The sequence below is a fragment of the Amycolatopsis sp. PSD-21 genome (assembly GCF_055561455.1).
Genome location: NZ_CM145712.1, coordinates 8,940,623 through 8,960,523 on the forward strand (window position 1 = coordinate 8,940,623; position 19,901 = coordinate 8,960,523).

Here is a 19,901-nt window from a genome sequence, read left to right on the forward strand (position 1 = left end):
CTCCCTCCCGGCTCGCCTGGTGGAGCGAGCGTTAAGCGGCGACCAGCCGACTTCCCGTGTCCACCGCGCCCACACAGACCAGCTCGGAGTTGGCGAGCGCGGTGCGGTGGTAGCCGGTGAGGTCGATGCTCGGCGGGAGAACCTCGACGCCGGGCTCCTCGTCACCCAGCACGCGCAGGACGCGCTGCAGTTCGCCGGTCAGCCTCGGCAGCCCGTTCAGCGCCGTGACCAGGAGGACTCGTTTCGCCCCACCCTCGCCGACCACACCGAGGTGTCGCCAGCTTTGCCGCACTTCACCCACATCCGGCCGTCCCCGCAACGTTGCGTGGATCAATACGGACACAGAGTCGACGGAGTTCACCCATTCGGGCGCACTCTGCGTGAATGTGTACCTGGTCTCGGTGACGTCGTCTACCCCCAGGGTGGAACTCACCTGATGCCAGTCGGCTCCGTGAGGGATGAGCCCGGCGACTAGCAGGCGATACTCCGTTTGATCCAGGTCGATCCTGTGCTTAAGCAAAGACCTGGGCAGGGTCCGCGCGAGGGTGCCCATCGCGCCTTCGCCCAGCCAGTCACGGAACCGCCACAAGAGCTGGTCCGGCAGCCGTCCGGCCAGCCGGAGCAGGAGCTCGTGCGAGGACCGTTCGATGTCCGGGTCCATCACTTCACCTCCACGATCAGTTCGATCTCGACCGGCGCCCCGATCGGCAGCTCGGCGACCCCGACGGCCGAGCGGGCGTGGATACCCGCCTCGCCGAAGACCTCGCCGAGCAGCTCGGACGCGCCGTTGATCACCGCGGGCTGACCGGTGAAGCCCTCCGCTGACGCCACGAAACCGACGACCTTGACCACCCGGACGACGTTGTCGATGCCGACGACCGAATCGACCGCGGCGAGGGCGTTGAGGATCGACGTCCGCGCGTACTGCTTCGCCTCTTCGGGGCTGACCTCGGCGCCGACCTTGCCGGTCGCTTCGAGCTCACCCTTCACGAAGGGCAGTTGGCCGGCCGTGTAGACGTGCGAACCGGTGCGGACGGCCGGCACATAGGCCGCCAGCGGGGCGGCGACGGCTGGCAGCTCGATCCCGAGCTCGGCGAGTCGATCGCTCCAGGTCATGGCTTCAATCCCTCAGTTCTTCGCTCGTTTGAGGTAGGCGACGTGCTGCTCGCCGGTCGGGTTCGGGAGCACGGTGACGAGCTCCCAGCCGTCCTCTCCCCACTGGTCGAGGATCTGCTTGGTGGCGTGGATCAACAGGGGGACGGTCGCGTACTCCCACTTGGTGGCGCTCATGCCCGGGAGCGTAGCCAAACCGGCAAGCGCGCCCGACACACATGCGGAAAACCCTCTCGCGACCGGTTCGCCGAATTCCCGCCGATGTGGTTCACTTCACACCTACTCGGGAGTAGATAGGACGCCGACATGCGGACGACGAAGTCCCTCGCCGCCACCTTCCTGGCCGCGGCCCTTGCCCTGATCTGCGCTTCACCGGCGAACGCCGACGAGGAACTCCCCGTCCCGTGGACGCTGGCCGCGGCACTGCCCGCGCAAGCGGCGAATCCCGGCGGCCCGCCGCCCGGCTCGAACGACTTCGGCTGCCGTCCGAGCGACGCCCATCCGAATCCGGTGGTGCTCACCCACGGCCTCGGCGCCAACCAGACGGTGAACTGGCAGACGTTCGCCCCGCTGCTCAAGAACCAGGGGTACTGCGTCTTCTCCCTGACCTACGGGATCCCCGGGAAACCGCTGCCGGTCTACCAGCCCGGCGGTCTCCTTCCGATGGAGCAGAGCGCGAAGGAGCTTTCGGCGTTCGTCGACAAGGTGCTCGGCGCGACCGGCGCGTCCAAGGTGGACCTCCTCGGCCATTCCGAGGGAACGCTGATGCCTTCCTATTATGTGAAGTTCCTCGGCGGGGCGTCCAAAGTGGACAAGTACGTCAGCCTGACCCCGCTCTGGGACGGCACGACCTTGCTCGGCGCTTCGCATCTGTACGCGCTCGCCGCCGCGCTGGGACTCGCGCCCGGGTTCGACGGCATCCTCGATCCGGCCTGCGGCTCGTGCCGCCAGTTCCTGCGCGGCTCGGAATTCCTCACGAAGCTGCGGTCCGGCAACGGCGTCTTCCAGCCGGGCGTGACCTACACGAACATCATGACCCGCTACGACGAGGCCGTCATCCCGTACACGAGCGGGATGGGCAAGGGGCCGAACGTGAAGAACATCGTGCTTCAGGACGGCTGTGTGCTGGACCTGGCCGAGCACGCGGGCGTCGCCGCCGACAAGAACGCGGCCGGGCACGTCCTCAACGCGCTCGACCCCGCGCACGCGAAGCCGGTCCCCTGCGTGCCCGCGACCCCCATCGGGAGCTGACCAAGCGCGTGAAGGCCCCCTTCCCTCGGCTGAGCCGAGGGAAGGGGGCCTTCACGCGCGTTCGGCGGCGATACGGTGGGCCCGTGGAGACCTGGCGTGTGGTCGCGACCGTCCTGCTCGCCGCGGCCGGGCTGCCGCTGGTGCTGGTTCTCATGGCCAAGGCACGGGACCGCACGGACAGCTCGGGGACGGTCGCGATCACCGGCGCGGTGGCCTTCGTCGTCCTCCTGCTGCTCGGTGTGGTGATGCTCACGGTGCTGCCCGGCGTCCTGACCTGGAGTCTTCTGGGACTCATCGTGGCCGCGCTCGGCGTCATGATGCTGGCGAGCTGATCGCTCAATTAGGGTGGGACCGGTGAGCACATCCCTTGCCGGCTGGACCGACGAACTCGCGAGAGCCAGGCTGCATTTCGTCACCGGTAAGGGCGGGACGGGCAAGACCACGCTCGCCGCCTCCCTCGGCCTCGCGCTCGCCAAAGGCGGGCGCCGGGTGCTGCTGATCGAGGTCGAAGGCCGCCAGGGCATCGCCCAGCTCTTCGACACCGAGCCGCTGCCGTACGCCGAGCAGCGCATCGCGGCCGTTCCCGGCGGCGGCGAACTACGCGCCCTGCACATCGACGTCGAGGCCGCGCTCCTCGAATACTTCGAGATGTTCTACAACCTCGGCTTCGCGGGGCGGACGCTGCGCAGGATGGGCGCGATCGAGTTCGCGACCACGCTCGCGCCGGGGCTGCGCGACGTCCTGCTCACCGGGAAGATCAAGGAATGCGTCGGCCGCACCGAATCGGACGGCCGCCACACCTACGACGCCGTCGTCGTCGACTCGCCACCCACCGGCCGGGTCGTGAAGTTCCTCGACGTCACCAAGGCGCTGACCGATCTCGCCAAGACCGGCCCGATCCGCGGCCAGGCCGACGGCGTCGTGCGGCTGCTGCACTCCGGTGAGACCGCGGTCCACCTGGTGACGCTGCTGGAAGAGATGCCGGTGCGGGAGACCGTCGAAGCGGTCGCCGAGCTCGACGGCGCCGACCTGCGCCCCGGCGCGGTCCTGGTCAACCGGGTCCGCCCGCCGCGCCTGCCCGCCCGCTCGGTGACCGCCGCCGCGGACGGCCGCGTCGACGCCTCGCGCGTCCGCGCCGGGCTCGCGTCGGCCGGGCTGAAGCTGCCCGACAGCACCCTCGACGCGCTGGTCGAGGAGACCGTCGAGCACGCCGTGCGGGTCGCGGCCGAACAACGCGCCCGCGAGCAACTGGCCGAAGCGGACTTGCCCGGCCTCGAACTGCCGGATCTGACCGACGGCGTCGACGTCGCGGCGCTCTACGACCTCGCCGAAGCGCTGACCGAGCAGGGGGTGCGCTGATGTCGGACATCCTGGAGGTCGACAAGCTGATCGACGATCCGGAAAGCCGGGTCATCGTGTGCTGCGGGTCCGGCGGGGTCGGCAAGACGACCACCGCGGCGGCGCTGGCGTTGCGCGCGGCCGAACGCGGGCGGCAGACGGTGGTGCTCACCATCGACCCGGCCCGGCGGCTGGCGCAGGCGCTCGGCCTGCGCGAACTGGGCAATCACCCGAAGCAGGTGCAGGTCGAAGGCTTCGAGCCCAAGGGCGAACTCTGGGCGATGATGCTCGACATGCGCCGCACCTTCGACGACATGGTACGCGTGCACGCCGGCCCGGAACGCGCCGAGCAGCTGCTCCAGAACCCCTTCTACCAGACCATTTCCACGTCGTTCTCCGGAACGCAGGAGTACATGGCGATGGAGAAGCTGGGGCAGCTCGCGGCCACCGACGAATGGGATCTGATCGTCGTCGACACGCCGCCGAGCCGGTCCGCGCTGGACTTCCTCGACGCGCCGACGCGGCTTTCCAGCGCGCTCGACGGCCGGATGATCCGGCTGCTCACCGGCCCGGCCAAGGCGGGCGGCTGGGGTTTGCGCAAGGTCGTCAACGCCGGGTTCTCGATGTTCGCGAAGGCGGTCTCGACGATCATCGGTGGCCAGCTGCTGACCGACGCTTCGGCGTTCATGCAGGCCTTCGACAGCATGTTCGGCGGCTTCCGCGAACGCGCGCGCAAGACCTCCGAGCTGCTGCGGTCCGGCGGTACGTCGTTCCTGGTGGTGGCCGCGCCGGAGCCGGACGCGCTGCGCGAGGCGTCCTACTTCGTGGAGCGGCTCTCGGAGGAGAGCATGCCGCTGGCCGGGCTGGTCGCGAACCGGACGCATCCGGTGCTGGCGCCGTTGTCCAGCGCCGAAGCCATCGCGGCCGCCGAGCAGCTCGCGAAGGGCGAGGCCGGCGCTCCGCTGGCCGAAGCGGTCCTTCGCCTGCACGCGGACCGGGTCGCGCTGGCCGATCGAGAGACGCGGCTGCTCGCCAGGTTCACGCGGGCGCATCCCGAGGTCCCGCTGGTGCGGGTGCCCGCGCTCCCCAGTGACGTGCACGATCTCGAAGGCCTGCGCGACATCGGGACCAGGCTCGCCACCCAGTCCTGAATCTCCGTGAAGGACCCCTTCCCTACCTTGGACTCAGGGAAGGGGCCTTTCACGAAACCATGATCACGAGACTCGGACGCGGACGTCTTCCTCTTCGTCGATCCCGGTGAAACTGCGCTTCGCCGCTTCTAGCAGGTCCGCCCAGCTGGAAACGTCCGGCCGCCGCCGCAGCAGCGCCCGCCGTTCCCGTTCGGTCATACCTCCCCAGATGCCGAAGTTGATCCGGCCATCGAGCGCTTCGGCGAGGCACTCCGTCCTGACCGGGCAACCGAGGCAGACCGCCTTGGCCCGGTTCTGTTCCGCCCCCCGGACGAACAAACCGTCCGGATCGGTGTCGCGGCACGACGCATTGACTCGCCAGCTCGACTGGTTGGTTTCCATACCCCCAGCTCCCTACCCTGGTGTTCGACACACCACGGGAGGACGAAAAGCCTGCGCTCCTGCCCCCATGAGCGTGTCTCCCTGTGTGCTCACGTCGGTTGAGCCGGCACCTCCCCGGTGCCGGTGCCTCCGTTCGGCCGAATGCGACTGCCGCTCGCACTCACCCGTCTGTCGGCTTTTTCATACGTGAGACGTTGACGGACTGTAGGGGCCCTCGGTTCCCCCCGCCAAGCCCTAGAATGCCTGCCGTTACCTAACGTCACCTCATGGGGTCGATTTCGTGACCGAACACCCACTTACAGCGAGGTGACGTCACGGTGGGCTAACGGGATCCGCGTACCCTGGTCCGCGTGCGCAAAACAGACGGTCTGCTGAAGCTCATTGGCCTGTGTGTGCTCGCGGGGGTGCTGGTCGCGGGGATGTTGTTCCCGGTGGCGGGTGCCGCGGGGGTGCTGTCGAACCAGGCGAGCGAGACCGTCGACAAGACATCTTCGGATCTGGCGGACATCCCGCCGCCCTTGGTGACGACGATCACCGACAACACCGGCAAGCAGATCGCGACGCTCTACAAGCAGTACCGCATCCCCACTAGCGAGACGCAGATCAACGACGCCATGAAGTGGGCGCTGATCTCGGTCGAGGACAAGCGCTTCTACGAGCACAACGGGGTGGACTGGAAAGGCACGCTGCGCGCCGCGGTCAGCAACAGCACCGGCGGGGACACGCAGGGCGCGTCGACGCTGACCCAGCAGTACGTCAAGAACTATCTGATCAACGTCGTCTACCGGGACGACAAGCCGGGGCAGAAGCGCGCACAGGAGCAGTCGGTCGCCCGGAAGCTGAAGGAAGCCCGGATCGCGATCCAGCTCGAAACCAAGCTGAACAAGATGCAGATCCTGACCGGCTACCTGAACGTGGTCGAGTTCTCGCGCGAGATCTACGGCGTCGGCGCGGCCGCGAACGCGTACTTCAACACGCCCGTCGAGAAGCTCACCGTGCCGCAGGCGGCGCTGCTGGCCGGTCTGGTGAACAACCCGATCGTCAACGACCCGTGGAAGAACCCCGCGAAGGCGACCGAGCGCCGCAACCTGGTGCTGGACCGCATGGTCGACAACCAGAAGCTCGCGAAGGTGGACGCGGAACGCTTCAAGGCCGAGCCGCTCGGCGTCGTCGAAGGCGGCCCGCAGAAGCCCGCGTCGAACTGCACCGGAGCCGGTCCGGAGAACGGTTTCTTCTGCCAGTACGTCGAGGACTATCTCCTCAAGTCGGGGATGACCAAGGACGACCTCTACACCGGCGGCTACAAGATCAAGACCACTTTGGACGAACGGGCGAACCACGAAGCCAAGATGTCGGCTGAAGCCCAGGTCAAGAAGACCCAGGACAACGTCGCGAACACGCTTTCGCTGGTGAAGCCGGGCAAGCAACGGCACGAAGTCGTTGCGCTGGCGGCGAACCGTGACTACGGGCTCCACGAAGACCAGGGACAGACGACCTTCGCGTTGCCTTCCGGCGTCTACAACACCGGTGGTGCCGGGTCGGCGTACAAGGTCTTCACCGCCGCCGCGGCGCTGGAAGCGGGCGTGGCAGGGATCAACTCCCCCTTGCCGGTGCCCGACTTCTACACCTCGCACGTGTTCGCGGGTGGTGGCCCCAAGTGTGCCCCGACCGGGCCGCCCTTGCGCTCCCGCTGGTACTGCCTCGGCAACGCGGGTGACTACAACCCGGCAGGCGGGACCATGTCGTTGCAGCAGGCGCTGGCGACTTCGCCGAACACGGCGTTCGTGGCCCTCGAAGAGAAGGTCGGGAGCACGGGGCCGATCGTCGAGATGGCGCGCAAACTCGGTATGCGCGACACCATGGCCAGCAACCTCGGCGGTGGCGCCGTGGATCCGAAGTCCGACAACCCCGGCGCCAACACCAGTCAGCAGCAGGCCTTCGGCCCGAGGCCCGGCTGGGCCGGAAACGCGTCGTTCACGCTCGGCCCGGCTCCGTTGAGCGGTCTGGAGCTGGCGAACGTCGGCGCCACGATCATGAGCGGTGGCGTCTGGTGCCCGCCGACCCCGCTGTCCGGCGTCACCGACCGGGACGGAAAGCCGGTGCCCGTCAAGGAAGCCGCCTGCGAGCAGGTGGTCCCCGAAGGCCTCGCGAACACCCTCGCGGTCGGCATGAGCAGGGACAGCCAGCCCGGCGGCACGTCGTTCGGCGCCGCGAACGGTGCACGGTGGAACCGGCCGGTGATGGGTAAGACCGGGACCACCCAGAGCAACGGCTCGGGAACCTACCTCGGGGCCACCCCGCAGCTCGCGGGCGCGGCGATGGTGTTCCGTCCGAAGGGTGGAAACGGCGGCCTGTGCTACCTCGGCCCGGGTAACGTGACCACTCGCGGCTGCGAAAACATGTTCGGCGGGAAGACGCCGGCGCAGACCTGGTTCGGGGCGATGTCGAAGATCCTCGAAGGCCAGGAACCGCTGCCGTTGCCGCAGCCGGACCCGAAGTACATGGGCGGCGGACGCTGACCACGTTCACCAGCGCAAATCACGATGAGTCACGCTCTTCTAACTTTGAGTGAGCGCCTGGCGGCCTAACGGGGAACAGCGGTCGACGGGACCGTGCCGGTCGATCGCGACACTCCGCGCCGACCACGGAAAGTGAAGAAAAGAGGCCATTCCAGCGATTTACCGAGATCGCCGGAATGGGGGCGAACGATCACCACCGGAGAGCACGTAAACTGGACATTGTGAGCACGCTCAGTAACGAAAGCACTTCGGGGGCGACGGTACGGCGCTTGGCCGTGGGAACCGCCGCCCTGGGAGCCGCGACCCTCGGTTACGCGGTCGGTATCGAAAGGCGCCGGTGGACGCTTCGCACCGCGGAGCTCCCGGTCCTCGCGGCAGGGGCGAAGCCCTTCACGATCCTCCACATCTCGGACCTGCACATGCTGCCCGGTCACGTGAGCAAGCAACGCTGGGTAGCGGCGCTCGACGAACTCGAACCGGACCTGGTCGTCAACACCGGTGACAACCTGTCACATCATCAGGCCGTCCCCTCGGTGCTGCGCGCACTCGGCCCCCTGCTCGACCGGCCCGGCGTGTTCATCTTCGGCAGCAACGACTACTACGCGCCGAAGCCGAAGAACCCCGCGCGCTACCTCATGCCGAAGGGCAAGAAGAAGCGCATCCACGGCGAGCACCTGCCGTGGCGCGACCTCCGCGCGGCCTTCGTCGAGCACGGCTGGCACGACCTCACGCACGTCCGCCGCACCATCGAGGTCGCCGACCAATACGTGTTCACCGCCGGCGTCGACGACGCGCACCTCCACCGCGACCGCTACGCCGACATCGCCGGCCCGGTGGACACCGCGGCCGCCGTCCGCATCGGCGTCACGCACTCGCCGGAGCCCCGCGTGCTCGACGAGTTCGCCGGCGACGGTTACGACCTCGTCCTCGCGGGGCACACCCACGGCGGGCAACTCCGCGTCCCCGGCTACGGCGCGCTCGTCACCAACTGCGAACTCGACCGCACCCGCGCCCGCGGCGCGTCCCGCTGGGGCGCCCAGATGTGGCTGCACGTCTCCGCCGGACTGGGCACTTCGCCGTACGCTCCCGTCCGCTTCGCGTGCCCGCCCGAGGCGAGCCTGCTGACCCTCGTCCCACGGGGTACGACCAGCGACGATCGCCGGAACGCGGCCCCCCGCAAAGCCCGGAACACCGTCCGCTAGACTTCTCCACGACCCGTTAAGCAGTACCCCGGGGTGTGGCGCAGCTTGGTAGCGTGCCTCGTTCGGGTCGAGGAGGTCGTGGGTTCGAATCCCGCCACCCCGACGTTGAATCGAAAGAGCCTTGCTCGCTTTGGCGAGCAAGGCTCTTTCGCGTTATGGGCCTTGGGGCCCGTCTCTGCGTGTCCTGGAGCGCCATCGCGGAACTCTTGCCGTTGCGTGTCGCCAGCCCCGGCCAGCCCAGCCCATCGGCCACCAAGCCACCGGGCAGCCCCCGCCACTCCCAGGGGGGCGACCCCGGGTCCAGCGTATCGCTGAGGGGCGTCGGGGCCGGGCGAAAGCGGGGGTGGTGGGGGTGGTTGTCCACAACGGCGGGGTGGGTGTGGACAACCGCAGGGGCGGCGGCATCGGGGGTCCCAATGTCGCATTGGGGACACTGAGCGTCTCCAATGCGACATTGGGGACACCGGCAGAAGGGCGCAAGCAACCGGAGAGTGAGCGGCGGAGGAGGCGAAGCAACCGGACAGCGAGCAGCGGCAGAGCCGAAGCGCGCGGCGGAGGAGCCGAAGCAACCCGAGAAGCCGAAGCGAGCGCCTCAGCGGGTCGCGAGCAGCTCGGTCCAGCACTGCGCGAAATCCCCGTCCCCCGAGCGCGCCCACGACCAGGCCGAGCGGGCGGCCGAAGCGAGCTGGTCGCGGTCCGGGGTCGTCGCGGTTTCCAGCGCCGTCACCAGACGCGCCTCGACGGACGTCGCCAGCGCCCGGTACGTCATATCCGTGCGGTAGCGGATTTTCGTTCGCACGTCGGTGAAACCGGCGGCCGTGACCGCGGCGGGCAGCGAGCGTCCGGCGAACGGGTCGCCGCCCGCGCGGCGCCACAGCAGATAGTGACCGCGGAGGGCGGCGTCGACGTTCGCCGTCTTCGGCCGCAGCCGCGCCCGGCTCCAGTCCGATGTGGACAGTGCGAGGGTGCCGCCCGGTTTGAGGATCCGCCGGAGCTCCGCCAGCGCGGCGCCCGGTTCCTTCAGGTGCTCGAAGACGGCGTGCGCGAAGACCACGTCCACCGACGCTTCGACGAACGGCAGCGCGCACGCCTCCGCCACCAGAAAGTCCACTGTGGACTTTCTGTACCCGTCGTCGATACCCAGGGTGATCGAACCCGGCCCGCAGCCGACGTCGACGCACCCCATCCCCGGCCCGAACAGCGGTTGCGCGAACACGGCCCGCTCGACCGCCTGACGCGCGAACCGCGCGGACACCGCAGCGCGCGGCGCGTTTCCCTCCAGCACCCCGCACACAGTACGGCTCCGGGGTGGCAGGATCGAGGGGTGAGCACGCAGCCAGGCAATGAATATCCGACCGCGGTGGTCCCGGACCGCCTGTTCGACGACGCCGAAGCCGAAGCCAGGTGGCGGGCCCGCTTCCGCGCGCCGCGCATCTCGGTGCCCGAATGGGCCATCGACGCCCCGGACGCCAACGTCTACGTCTCCAACGCCAGCGGCGTGTGGGAGGTCTACTCCTGGGACCGGTCGACCGGCGAGCACCGCCGCGTCACCGATCGGCCCAACGGCACGATGCACGCGACCCCGTCCCCCGACGGCCGCTGGATCTGGTGGTTCAACGACACCGACGGCGACGAATTCGGCTCCTGGGTCCGCGAACCGTTCGCGCCGGGGGCCGCCGCTGAGCGCGCGGTGCCGGACGTCCACGACGGCTACCCCGCCGGGCTCGAGATCGGCACCAAGCTGGTCGCCGTCGGCGTCTCGACCGACGACGGAAGCGAACTTTTCGCCCATATCGACGGCGAAACCACCTCCTTTTATAAACACGAGGACGACGCCGGGATCGCCTCGCTGTCCCGCGACGAGTCGCTGCTCGTGATCTCCCACTCCGAGCACGGTGATTCACGACACCCCGCGCTTCGCGTCCTGTCGACCGACGGGTTCACGACGGTCGCCGACAAATGGGACGGCGAGGGCAAGGGGCTCGGCGCACTGGAGTTCTCCCCGGTCGAGGGCGATCAGCGGTTGCTGGTGCTGCACGAGCGGCGCGGTCGCGAAGAACTGCTGATCTGGGACACCGCCGCGGACACCGAGCAGGAGATCGAACTGGACCTGCCCGGCGAGGTGGTCGCCGGCTGGTACCAGGACGCGCGGGCGCTGCTGGTGGTCCACTTCCACCAAGGCCGCAGTTCCCTGCACCGCTACGACCTCGCCAGTGGCGAGTTGTCCTCTTTGGACACCCCGCCCGGCCGGATCGGCGGCGCGGGAGTGCGGCCCGACGGCACCGTCGAGTACTCGTGGTCCAGTGCCGCGCAGCCGACGGCCGTGCGCGCGCGGACGGCGGACGGCGAAGACTCGGTGCTCCTCGAACCGCCGGGTGAGCGGGCCCCGGAATCCGTGCCGGTCACCGACGCGTTCGTCGACGGGATCGGCGGGCAGATCCACGCGCTCGTCTCACGTCCGGCAGACGCGCCGGACGGTCCGCTGCCCACGGTCTTCTCCTTGCACGGCGGTCCGCATTCGGCCGACGAGGACCGCTTCTCCGCGTACCGGGCCGTGTGGCTCGACGCGGGATTCGCCGTCGTCGAGGTCAACTACCGCGGTTCGACCGGCTACGGCTCGGCCTGGCGGGACGCCATCGAAGGCCGTCCAGGCCTGACCGAACTCGAGGACGTCGCCGCCGTGCACGACTGGGCGGTCCAAAGTGGACTCTCGGACCCGGAGAAGTGCGTGGTGAACGGCGCTTCGTGGGGCGGGTACCTGAGCCTGCTGGCGCTGGGCACCCAGCCGTCGCGCTGGGCGGCGGGGATCGCCGGAGTGCCCGTCGCGGACTACGTCGCCGCGTACGAGGACGAGATGGAGCAGCTCCGCTCGTTCGACAGGGCGCTGTTCGGCGGTTCGCCGGAGACGGTTCCGGCGGTGTACCGGGAATGCTCGCCGATCACCTACGTCGAAGCCGTGACGGCGCCGGTGCTGGTGCTCGCCGGGGACAACGACCCGCGCTGCCCGATCCGGCAGGTGGAGAACTACCTCGACAGGCTCGCGAAGCGGGAGATCCCGTTCGAGTTCTACCGGTTCGACGCGGGCCACGGGTCGCTGGTGATCGCCGAGACGATCAAGCAGACCGCGATCGAGGTGTTCTTCGCGCAGCGGGCGGTCGGGCTTCGCTGACCCCGGCGAGGGGTCAGCGCTCGGAGAAGAGAGTCCCGCCGGACGCCCAGTGTTCGGCGGGAATCTCGTTGATCGTCACCCAGACGCCTTCGGCTTTGCCGCCGCAGGTGCGGACGAAGGCGTCGGTCACCTCGCGGACGAGGGCCTGCTTCTGTTCGGCCGTGCGGCCGGGGAACATCGAAACACTGATCATCGGCATGGCCGGAACTCTAAAGCCCGCGGTCGTGCTTCCGGAGCCTGTCCACCGCGTAGGCGTCACCCTCGAAGGTGAGCCGGGCGGCGTCGCGGCCGAAGACGAACAGCAGCAGCTCGATCGGCGCCCCGATCACGGTCACTGTGTCCGGGCCTTCCTTCACCCGCGCTTCGCGGCCTTCGGGGGTCTTCAAGATCACGCCGACCGGTGATTTCCGCAGGTTCAGCTTGGAGGCCTGCTTGGCCGACTTCCACGCCGCCGCGTCCCGCGCGGAATCGGCCGGACGCGGCTCCCAGCCCGGCTGTCCTCGGCGGACGTCTTCGTGGTGGATCAGGAACTCCGCGCTGTTCGCCAGCTCGTCGAGCGCGCCGATCGACGTCGGCCAGAACCAGGCGGGGCCGGAGCGGACCTTGCCGACGACCTCGGACCACGGCCGCGCGGCGTAGGAATCCTGCACGCGCTGCGTGTACGAAGCCAGCGCCGGGACCAGGATGCCGGGCGCCGCGTCGGGCCGCCGCTCGCGGACCAGCAGGTGCGCCGCGAGATCCCGCGTCTTCCAGCCCGCGCACAGGGTCGGCGCGTCCGGGCCGACCTCTTCGAAAAGCTCGCTCAACGCACGACGTTCGTCTCCGGCGACTCCCATACCCCACGACGTTACGCGCCGGTAGGGCGCGGGGAAATCCGGCGTGACGCAGGGCACCCGGCTCAGTGATGGAACGCGGTCCGCTGTCGCGGGCCGTGTTCGAGCTCGGGCAGCAGGCGCCGGAGGTCGGCGAGCAGCAGGTCGGCGAGGTCGTGCGTGAAACCGTTGCGCACCACGATCCTCAGCACCGCGAGATCGGTCCGGTGCTCCGGGAACGTGTACGCCGGGACGAGCCAGCCACGCTCGCGAAGCCGCCGTGACACGTCGAAGACGTCGAAGCCTTCGACGTCCGCCTTCGTCGTGAAGGCGAACACGGGCAGCTGATCGCCACGCGTCAGCAGTTCGAACGGGCCGAGTTCGGCGATCCCGTCCGCCAGCTGGGTCGCGACGTCACGCGAAGCCTGTTGCACCGCACGGAAACCTTCGCGGCCGAGCCGGACGAACGTGTAGTACTGCGCGGCCACCTCGGCGCCGGGGCGGGAGAAGTTCAGCGCGAAAGTCGGCATGTCGCCACCGAGATAGTTGACGTTGAAGACGAGCTCCTCCGGCAGCGCCTCCTTGTCGCGCCACACCACCCAGCCGACACCGGGGTAGACCAGCCCGTACTTGTGCCCGGAGGTGTTGATCGACGCCACCCGCTGCAGGCGGAAGTCCCAGCTCAGGTCGGGGTCGAGGAACGGCGCGATCATCGCGCCCGAAGCGCCGTCGACGTGCACCGGGATGTCCCAGCCGGAGCGTTCCTGCAAGCCGTCGAGCGCGGCCGCGATCTCGGCGACCGGCTCGTAACTGCCGTCGAAGGTGGAGCCGAGGATGGCGACGACGCCGATCGTGTTCTCGTCGCAGCGGGCGATCGCCTCGTCGGCGGTGAGATGGAACCGGTCGCCGTCCATCGGCACCAGCCGCGGCTCGACCTCCCAGTATTCGCAGAACTTCTCCCAGCAGACCTGGACGTTCGCGCCCATCACCAGATTCGGTTTCCCGGTGCGGCCCAGTTTCGACCAGCGGCGTTTCAGCGCCATCCCGGCGAGCATGCAGGCTTCCGACGAACCGGTGGTGGAGCAGCCCATGATCGCCGTGGGATCGGGCGCGTGCCACAGATCGGCGAGGATGTTCACGCAGCGCCGCTCGAGTTCCGCGGTCTGCGGGTACTCGTCCTTGTCGATCATGTTCTTGTCGACGCATTCGGCCATCAGCTCGCGGGCCTCCGGCTCCATCCACGTGGTGACGAACGTGGCCAGATTGAGCCGGGCGTTGCCGTCGAGCATCAGCTCGTCGCGCACCAGCTGGAGCGCGGTGCCGGGCGGGAGCGGGTCTTCGGCGAGGCTGTCGTGCGGGAGGCGGATGGTCGCGGCGAGCGCGGGATACGCGCCGGCGTACAGCGGGTTGGCTCCGGTCTTGCGCTCCGGATCGGGAGCGGATCCCTTGTGCAGCACCATGAGTCGAACGGTAGCGGCTCGTGAGTGGTAAGGACGGTCAGAACCGTCCTTACCACTCACGAGGGGTGGGGGTCAGGCCTGCTGCGCCTGCCACATCCAGTGCGCCTTTTCGAGCTCCTGGGTGATCTCGATGAGGAGGTCCTGGGTGACCAGGTCGCTCTTGTCGGTCTCGTCGATGCGCTTGCGCAACCGCTCGATCAGCGCCGCGAGGATGTCGACGATCGCGGCGACCGTGGACTCGACGGACTGCCAGTTGTCGGGATAGTCCGGCAGGCCGGAGCTCTCGACGACGGCCTTCGCCTGGCCGTTCGGCGAGATCCCGATCGCGTTGGCGCGTTCGGCGACCTCGTCGACGTACTGGCGCGCGGTGGCGACCAGCTCGTCGAGCTGCAGGTGCGCGCTGCGGAAGTTGGCGCCGACGACGTTCCAGTGGGCCTGCTTCGCGATCAGCGACAGGTCCACCAGATCGACCAGCGTGGCCTGCAAGGCGTTACCGGTGATCTCCTTGTCGGCTTCGCTCAGCGGACTCTTGATCGGAGACTTGCCCATGTTCGGTCTTCCTTTCAGAAACTGCCGGTTCGGGAATGGACCTGCCGCGGCCGGGGTCAGACCGTCGCGGACAGTGCGACCTCGATGTTGCCGCGGGTCGCGTTCGAGTAGGGGCACACCTGGTGCGCCTGCTCGACGAGCTGATCGGCCTGCGCCTGCTCCAGGCCGGGCAGCGAAACCTTGAGCGCCACGCCGAGACCGAAGCCCTCGCCTTGCTTGAGCACGCTGACCTCGGCGGTCACGGTGGAGCCGTCCAGCGTCACCTTCGCCTGGCGCGCGACGAGCTGCAACGCGGAGTGGAAACAGGCGGAATAGCCGGCGGCGAAGAGCTGCTCGGGGTTCGTCTTGTCCCCGCCCGGGCCGCCCATCTCCTTCGGGATCGCCAGCGACTCGTCGATGACGCCGTCAGAGGACGTGACCTCACCGTTGCGGCCGTCGCCGCGAGCGGTGGCCACAGCGGTGTACAGAGCCTCAGCCATTCTTCGCCTACCTCCTGGTCTCAAGACACGCCCCGTTGAGCGTCTCTTCGGTGTCAACGTCCCGCAACCGCGAAACCTTGCCACCCCATGGCAGGCATCACGTCCGGGAACTACCCGGACGGAGACCGGAGCAAACGGCTAGTGACCGGCGCGACTCAGCGCGAACTCGGCGACCTGGGTTCCGATCAGGCGGAGCGTGCGGACGCTCTTCTCGTCCGAGGCGCCGCCGGCTTCGTCGAACTTGGTCTCCGCGGTGTTGATCGAACCACCCAAAGGGGTGGCCCAGCCGCGCAGCGCGTGCGTGATCGTGCGCAACTGCTCCAGTGTGGTCACCGCGGCCTGCCAGCCGTACGCGACGGCGGCGAGGCCGACCGCGCGGCCGTCGAGATACGGGCGGGCGTCGTCGCGCAGGTCTTCTACGTAGTCCAAGGCGTTCTTGACCAGTCCGGACAGCGCGCCGTGGTAGCCGGGCGAGACGACGACGATCCCGTCGGCGCGGCGGATCGCTTCGACCAGCCGGGTGGCGCGCTCGTGCCGCTCCGCCAACGCGGTGTCGTAGAACGGCAGCACCAGATCGGGCCCGGAGATCAGCTCGGTGGTGACTCCGGCTTCGGCCGCGGCGCCGAGCGCGATACGCAGCGCGCGCTCGGATTGCGAGCCCTCCCGGAGGGAGCCGCCGATACCGAGGACATGCACCGCGTTCGTCGAAGTCACGCTTTCGAGGCTAACCCCTCTACTTAAGTGGAGGACCAGGATCTGGAACGGAGGCCTGCGTCACACCCGTTCGCCGCAAGGCCCGCTTTCCCCGCTGGACGGCTTACCTACTCGAAAGTAACCTGACGGGAAGCCCTCAGGAGGAAGCATGGCGATACCGCTCCAGATCCGTGCCGAGGCCGCGTTTTCGCAGCTGGCGTTCTGGCTCCCGAAGCCGGTCAGACGGGCCATCGCCGGACCACCCCTCCGCCTGGACGGACAGGAACTCGCGCTGGACGCCCAGCTCCTGCTCCGCCTGCAGAAGCTGGCGAAGGCGTCGCTGGTACGGGGGACCGTCGAAGAGTCGCGCACCATGCTCCTGGCGAGCAGGCATCTGGTCAGCGGGCCGACGATCGAACCGGTCGCCACCAGGGAGCTGCTCATCCCCACGGGTGACGGCGACGTTCCCGCCACGCTCTACACCCCAGCCGGGCTGCCGGATCCGTCCGGGCTGCTGGTGTTCTTCCACGGCGGCGGCTGGGTGGTCGGCAGCCGCGTCTCCCACGACAACACCGTCCGCTACCTGGCGAAACAGGCGGGCGTGCGGGTTCTTTCGGTGGAATACCGGCTCGCCCCGGAGACGCGGTTCCCCGGCGCCACCGAAGACGCGATCGCGGCGTTCGAGTACGCCTTCGCGAAAGCGCGGGACCTGGGCGCCGACCCGGCACGCATCGCCGTCGGCGGCGACAGCGCGGGAGGGAACCTCGCCGCGGTGACGGCGCAGCAGGCGGTGAAACGCGGCGGCGGGGTTCCGGCGTTCCAGCTGCTGTTCTACCCGGCGACGGATTTCACCGTGCGCCGCCGCTCCCGGGAATTGTTCGCCGAGGACCTGTTCCTCACCGATTCGGATATGACCTGGTTCGAAGGACATTACGTGCCGAAGGGCACCGATCTGTACAACCCGAAACTGTCGCCGCTGCACGGTGACGTTTCCGGATTGCCGCCCGCGTATATCGCGACGGCGGGTTTCGATCCGCTGCGCGACGAGGGCGAGGCTTACGCGGAGAAATTGCGGAAGGCCGGGGTCCCGGTGGCGCTCAGCCGCCAGCCGGACCTGATCCACGGGTACATCAACTTCCTCGGCGTCGGACGGCGGTTCCGCGAGGCGACGGCCGAAGCGGCGGGAGCCCTGCGGCTGGGGCTCGCGCCGAAGTGAAAGCCAGAGCCCGAGTGAGGAGAAATGTCCCCACTCGGGCTCCGGCCCCCATATCGTGGCCCGCCGCCCTGCACGGCGGAACCTGACGACTCCCTCGGTCTCCTAGGGCGTGGGAAGCGGTACGGGCGGGGTCGGCAGCGGCGGGACAGGGAGTCCGCCGAGCAGGCCCGCGAGAATGCCGGTCACGGCCGTGAGCAGGGCTTTCACCAGGTCACTGACGATCTTCAGCGGTCCGGGAAGGTCCGGGAGCGAGGGGATCGGCACCGGCAGCGGCGGCAGCTGACGCGCCTTCGCCGTCGGGTCGGCCAGCAGCCTGCTGGACTCGACGGAGCGGCCCTGGGCCAGGTCGCCGAGCTTCTGGGTTTCGGTCTGGATCTGATAGCGCTTGCCCGCGGCGATGTCACCGAGGACGGGGCTGAGCTTGTCCAAGTCCGCCCGCGTCTTGGCGACGTCGCCGGCGTAGGCCACCTTGGTGAGGCCGTCTCGCATCTGCAGCACCTGCGCGGCGAGCGCCTGTGTGTTGGACGAGCCCTTCCCACCATCGGTGCTAGCCGTTGCGGCGCCGGCCGAGGCCACCGCCAACAGACTGCCTGCGGCGACCGCGGCAATCGTCCGGGCAATGTTGCCTTTCATTCCCTTACCTCCTGGCCTCTGGGACCTGACGAGGTAAATCGATACCCGCCGTATCGGCCGAACACCACCCGATCACCGGTTGGAACACTTTTCTAACCCTTACGTGCCGGATTCAATCCAGGGGAAGACCCCCGCAATTGATTAACGGCGAAATCTTGCGCCTCCCCCTGAAGATCATCCTTTTCCCGCCGTTTTATGACCACCTGTGACCGACCGACACGGTGGTGCGGCTCGTTCACCCACAGCGGTGTAAACGGTGATCGTTTGGCTTCATCACTCCGTCGGACAGGCGTGTCGCGCTGCTCCACTCGGGGTGTCCCCCACGCACGCCACGCCCTCTTCTGGTTTCACATGCGAGTGGGGACATGGGAACGCCCCCGGTGCGGGCACCGGGGGCGTTCCGTGGTGGGAGCAGCCTCTCGCAAGAGGTCCTTTACTCGCGGAAAGCGTCCGCGACCTTGTCGCCGAGGTCCTTGTCGACGTTGCGCCAGTACTCGAAGACCCGCTCGAGCACCGGGCGCGAGACGTCGTTCGAGGCGTGGCCGATGATGTTGCTCGCGAGCCGCTCGCGCTGCGCGTCGTCCATCACGTCGCGGACGAGCGTGCCCGGCTGGCCGAAGTCGTCGTCCTCGGCGTGGAGCTTGTACGCCGACCGGATGACCTCGTCCTCGACGCCGTAGCCCGAAGCGGCCTCGGCGGCGATCTCCGCGTTCGCGTGCGGGCCGCCGTAGGAGTTCGGCGCGTACACCGGGTCGCCCGGGTTGTTGTAGCGCATCGCGCCGTCACGCGAGTAGCTGTTCACCGGGGACTTCGGCGCGTTGACGGGCAGCTGCGTGTAGTTCGCGCCGATCCGGTAACGGTGGGCGTCCGGGTAGGCGAACAGGCGGCCCTGCAGCATCTTGTCCGGCGACGGGCCGATACCCGGCACCAGGTTGGACGGCTCGAACGCGGCCTGCTCGATCTCGGCGAAGTAGTTCGCCGGATTGCGGTCGAGCACCCAGCGGCCGACCTTGATCAGCGGGTAGTCGCCCTTCGGCCACACCTTGGTCAGGTCGAACGGGTTGAAGCGGTAGTCCGCGGCCTCGGCGTAGGGCATCACCTGGACGTACAGCGTCCAGCTGGGGTGGTTGCCCTGCTTGATGTTCTTGAACAGGTCGCGGATGTAGTAATCCGAGTCCTCGCCGGCGATCCGGTCCGCGTCGGCCTGCGTGAGGTAGCCGATGCCCTGGTCGGTCTTGAAGTGGTACTTGACCCAGAACTTCTCGCCGCCCGCGTTCTCCCACAGGTAGGTGTGCGAGCCGAAGCCGTCCATCTCCCGCCAGTTCGACGGGATGCCGCGGTCGCCCATCAGCCAGGTGACCTGGTGCGCGGACTCGGGCCGCAGCGTCCAGAAGTCCCACTGGATGTCGTGGTCGCGCAGGTGGTTGTCGGCGCGGCGCTTCTGCGAGTGGATGAAGTCGGGGAACTTGATCGGGTCGCGGATGAAGAACACCGGGGTGTTGTTGCCGACGAGGTCGTAGTTGCCCTCGGAGGTGTAGAACTTCACCGCGAAGCCGCGCGGGTCGCGCCACGTGTCGGGCGAGCCGTTCTCCCCGGCGACCGACGAGAACCTGGCCAGGCTTTCGGTGCGCACGCCCGGCTGGAACAGCGCGGCCTTCGTGAACTGACTGACGTCCTCGGTGACTTCGAGGAAGCCGTGCGCGCCGCCGCCCTTGGCGTGGACGACCCGTTCGGGTACCCGCTCACGGTTGAACTGGGCGTTCTTCTCGATCAGGTAGTGGTCCTGGAGCAGGATCGGGCCGTTGGCACCCGCTGTCAGGGAGTCGTTGTCGCTCGCGACGGGGATGCCCACGTTGTTCGTGGTCGGCAGGGTCACGCCGGTGCCTCCTGGTTCGTGGTGGTGAGCGGTCAGTCCTCCCCACCCTCTCGCCTAAT

At 68.5% G+C, this 19,901-nt stretch carries 21 protein-coding genes and 1 tRNA gene; 9 read left to right on the top strand and 13 right to left on the bottom strand.

Going from position 1 to position 19,901, the window contains the following annotated elements:
• Positions 1-31: 31 nt before the first annotated feature.
• From ACZ1DY_RS42095 to ACZ1DY_RS42105, 3 genes are read right to left on the bottom strand one after another with little or no spacing between them, the layout of a single operon-like run.
• Positions 32-661 carry a hypothetical protein gene (locus ACZ1DY_RS42095; RefSeq protein WP_125679756.1) on the bottom strand — a complete coding sequence of 210 codons (630 nt, stop codon included), beginning with the start codon at positions 659-661 and terminating at the stop codon, positions 32-34.
• Complete coding sequence (locus tag ACZ1DY_RS42100) at positions 661-1,116, bottom strand: RidA family protein (RefSeq protein WP_257483249.1); 456 nt, start codon at positions 1,114-1,116, stop codon at positions 661-663. The genes ACZ1DY_RS42095 and ACZ1DY_RS42100 overlap by 1 nt, the downstream gene beginning before the upstream one ends.
• Before the next feature lie 12 nt (positions 1,117-1,128).
• Positions 1,129-1,290: a DUF4177 domain-containing protein gene (locus ACZ1DY_RS42105; protein WP_005166970.1), complete on the bottom strand. Its 162-nt coding sequence runs from the start codon at positions 1,288-1,290 to the stop codon at positions 1,129-1,131.
• Positions 1,291-1,419: 129 nt separating this feature from the next.
• Here ACZ1DY_RS42105 and ACZ1DY_RS42110 point away from each other — a divergent pair, with 129 nt between their 5' ends.
• The 4 genes from ACZ1DY_RS42110 (at position 1,420) to bagB (ending at position 4,853) form a co-directional block, all read left to right on the top strand.
• Complete coding sequence (locus tag ACZ1DY_RS42110) at positions 1,420-2,364, top strand: esterase/lipase family protein (protein WP_465483033.1); 945 nt, start codon at positions 1,420-1,422, stop codon at positions 2,362-2,364.
• 83 nt (positions 2,365-2,447) lie between these two features.
• Positions 2,448-2,696 (top strand): hypothetical protein, encoded by a 249-nt coding sequence (locus tag ACZ1DY_RS42115; protein ID WP_465483034.1) that lies wholly within the window; start codon positions 2,448-2,450, stop codon positions 2,694-2,696.
• Between the two features lie 22 nt (positions 2,697-2,718).
• Positions 2,719-3,723, top strand: a complete 1,005-nt coding sequence (bagA, locus tag ACZ1DY_RS42120) for an ATPase BagA (protein ID WP_126730023.1) — start codon at positions 2,719-2,721, stop codon at positions 3,721-3,723.
• Positions 3,723-4,853, top strand: coding sequence for an ATPase BagB (gene bagB / locus ACZ1DY_RS42125; protein ID WP_126730022.1), 1,131 nt, complete (start codon positions 3,723-3,725; stop codon positions 4,851-4,853). The genes bagA and bagB overlap by 1 nt, the downstream gene beginning before the upstream one ends.
• A 63-nt stretch (positions 4,854-4,916) precedes the next feature.
• Here bagB and ACZ1DY_RS42130 read toward each other — a convergent pair whose 3' ends face one another.
• Positions 4,917-5,234, bottom strand: coding sequence for a WhiB family transcriptional regulator (locus ACZ1DY_RS42130; RefSeq protein ID WP_005166974.1), 318 nt, complete (start codon positions 5,232-5,234; stop codon positions 4,917-4,919).
• 350 nt (positions 5,235-5,584) lie between these two features.
• Here ACZ1DY_RS42130 and ACZ1DY_RS42135 point away from each other — a divergent pair, with 350 nt between their 5' ends.
• The 3 genes from ACZ1DY_RS42135 (at position 5,585) to ACZ1DY_RS42145 (ending at position 9,058) form a co-directional block, all read left to right on the top strand.
• A complete protein-coding gene (locus tag ACZ1DY_RS42135) occupies positions 5,585-7,753 on the top strand; it encodes a transglycosylase domain-containing protein (protein WP_465483035.1) in 2,169 nt (722 codons plus the stop codon).
• 275 nt (positions 7,754-8,028) lie between these two features.
• Positions 8,029-8,955, top strand: coding sequence for a metallophosphoesterase (locus ACZ1DY_RS42140; protein ID WP_257489820.1), 927 nt, complete (start codon positions 8,029-8,031; stop codon positions 8,953-8,955).
• A 29-nt stretch (positions 8,956-8,984) separates the two neighbouring features.
• Positions 8,985-9,058 (top strand) — tRNA-Pro (locus ACZ1DY_RS42145).
• A 489-nt stretch (positions 9,059-9,547) separates the two neighbouring features.
• Here the strand turns inward: ACZ1DY_RS42145 and ACZ1DY_RS42150 are convergent.
• A complete protein-coding gene (locus tag ACZ1DY_RS42150; RefSeq protein ID WP_465483036.1) occupies positions 9,548-10,240 on the bottom strand; it encodes a class I SAM-dependent methyltransferase in 693 nt (230 codons plus the stop codon).
• A gap of 39 nt (positions 10,241-10,279) precedes the next feature.
• Between ACZ1DY_RS42150 and ACZ1DY_RS42155 the strand changes: the two genes are divergently transcribed.
• Positions 10,280-12,124, top strand: coding sequence for a prolyl oligopeptidase family serine peptidase (locus tag ACZ1DY_RS42155; protein ID WP_126737207.1), 1,845 nt, complete (start codon positions 10,280-10,282; stop codon positions 12,122-12,124).
• A gap of 13 nt (positions 12,125-12,137) precedes the next feature.
• Here the strand turns inward: ACZ1DY_RS42155 and ACZ1DY_RS42160 are convergent, their stop codons facing one another.
• The 6 genes from ACZ1DY_RS42160 to ACZ1DY_RS42185 form a co-directional block, all read right to left on the bottom strand.
• Entirely contained in the window at positions 12,138-12,323 is a 186-nt protein-coding gene (locus tag ACZ1DY_RS42160) for a 2-hydroxymuconate tautomerase (RefSeq protein ID WP_101611157.1), read from the bottom strand.
• A gap of 10 nt (positions 12,324-12,333) precedes the next feature.
• Positions 12,334-12,960, bottom strand: coding sequence for a TIGR03085 family metal-binding protein (locus ACZ1DY_RS42165; protein WP_257483254.1), 627 nt, complete (start codon positions 12,958-12,960; stop codon positions 12,334-12,336).
• 62 nt (positions 12,961-13,022) lie between these two features.
• A complete protein-coding gene (locus tag ACZ1DY_RS42170) occupies positions 13,023-14,396 on the bottom strand; it encodes a glutamate decarboxylase (RefSeq protein WP_465483037.1) in 1,374 nt (457 codons plus the stop codon).
• 72 nt (positions 14,397-14,468) lie between these two features.
• A complete protein-coding gene (locus ACZ1DY_RS42175) occupies positions 14,469-14,945 on the bottom strand; it encodes a Dps family protein (protein ID WP_125679743.1) in 477 nt (158 codons plus the stop codon).
• A gap of 56 nt (positions 14,946-15,001) precedes the next feature.
• Positions 15,002-15,424, bottom strand: a complete 423-nt coding sequence (locus ACZ1DY_RS42180; protein ID WP_126737210.1) for an organic hydroperoxide resistance protein — start codon at positions 15,422-15,424, stop codon at positions 15,002-15,004.
• A gap of 138 nt (positions 15,425-15,562) precedes the next feature.
• The gene (locus ACZ1DY_RS42185; RefSeq protein ID WP_257483256.1) at positions 15,563-16,138 is read right to left on the bottom strand and encodes an NADPH-dependent FMN reductase; all 576 of its coding nucleotides are present in this window, start codon (positions 16,136-16,138) and stop codon (positions 15,563-15,565) included.
• A gap of 148 nt (positions 16,139-16,286) precedes the next feature.
• On the opposite strand from ACZ1DY_RS42185, the gene ACZ1DY_RS42190 reads away from it, so the two are divergent.
• Positions 16,287-17,333: an alpha/beta hydrolase gene (locus ACZ1DY_RS42190; protein ID WP_034314667.1), complete on the top strand. Its 1,047-nt coding sequence runs from the start codon at positions 16,287-16,289 to the stop codon at positions 17,331-17,333.
• 102 nt (positions 17,334-17,435) lie between these two features.
• Here ACZ1DY_RS42190 and ACZ1DY_RS42195 read toward each other — a convergent pair whose 3' ends face one another.
• On the bottom strand, positions 17,436-17,966 hold the full coding sequence (locus ACZ1DY_RS42195; protein WP_257483258.1) for a hypothetical protein: 531 nt from the start codon (positions 17,964-17,966) through the stop codon (positions 17,436-17,438).
• A gap of 433 nt (positions 17,967-18,399) precedes the next feature.
• A complete protein-coding gene (locus tag ACZ1DY_RS42200) occupies positions 18,400-19,842 on the bottom strand; it encodes a catalase (protein WP_126737213.1) in 1,443 nt (480 codons plus the stop codon).
• Between the last annotated feature and the right edge of the window lie 59 nt (positions 19,843-19,901).

What these genes read in the sequence shown, in the direction of transcription:
- ACZ1DY_RS42095 (WP_125679756.1), bottom strand. Translation starts at nt 661, where the DNA reads ATGGACCCGGACATCGAACGGTCCTCGCACGAGCTCCTGCTCCGGCTG.
- ACZ1DY_RS42100 (WP_257483249.1), bottom strand. Translation starts at nt 1,116, where the DNA reads ATGACCTGGAGCGATCGACTCGCCGAGCTCGGGATCGAGCTGCCAGCC.
- ACZ1DY_RS42105 (WP_005166970.1), bottom strand. Translation starts at nt 1,290, where the DNA reads ATGAGCGCCACCAAGTGGGAGTACGCGACCGTCCCCCTGTTGATCCAC.
- ACZ1DY_RS42110 (WP_465483033.1), top strand. Translation starts at nt 1,420, where the DNA reads ATGCGGACGACGAAGTCCCTCGCCGCCACCTTCCTGGCCGCGGCCCTT.
- bagB (WP_126730022.1), top strand. Translation starts at nt 3,723, where the DNA reads ATGTCGGACATCCTGGAGGTCGACAAGCTGATCGACGATCCGGAAAGC.
- ACZ1DY_RS42130 (WP_005166974.1), bottom strand. Translation starts at nt 5,234, where the DNA reads ATGGAAACCAACCAGTCGAGCTGGCGAGTCAATGCGTCGTGCCGCGAC.
- ACZ1DY_RS42160 (WP_101611157.1), bottom strand. Translation starts at nt 12,323, where the DNA reads ATGCCGATGATCAGTGTTTCGATGTTCCCCGGCCGCACGGCCGAACAG.
- ACZ1DY_RS42165 (WP_257483254.1), bottom strand. Translation starts at nt 12,960, where the DNA reads ATGGGAGTCGCCGGAGACGAACGTCGTGCGTTGAGCGAGCTTTTCGAA.
- ACZ1DY_RS42170 (WP_465483037.1), bottom strand. Translation starts at nt 14,396, where the DNA reads ATGGTGCTGCACAAGGGATCCGCTCCCGATCCGGAGCGCAAGACCGGA.
- ACZ1DY_RS42175 (WP_125679743.1), bottom strand. Translation starts at nt 14,945, where the DNA reads ATGGGCAAGTCTCCGATCAAGAGTCCGCTGAGCGAAGCCGACAAGGAG.
- ACZ1DY_RS42180 (WP_126737210.1), bottom strand. Translation starts at nt 15,424, where the DNA reads ATGGCTGAGGCTCTGTACACCGCTGTGGCCACCGCTCGCGGCGACGGC.
- ACZ1DY_RS42190 (WP_034314667.1), top strand. Translation starts at nt 16,287, where the DNA reads ATGGCGATACCGCTCCAGATCCGTGCCGAGGCCGCGTTTTCGCAGCTG.
- ACZ1DY_RS42195 (WP_257483258.1), bottom strand. Translation starts at nt 17,966, where the DNA reads ATGAAAGGCAACATTGCCCGGACGATTGCCGCGGTCGCCGCAGGCAGT.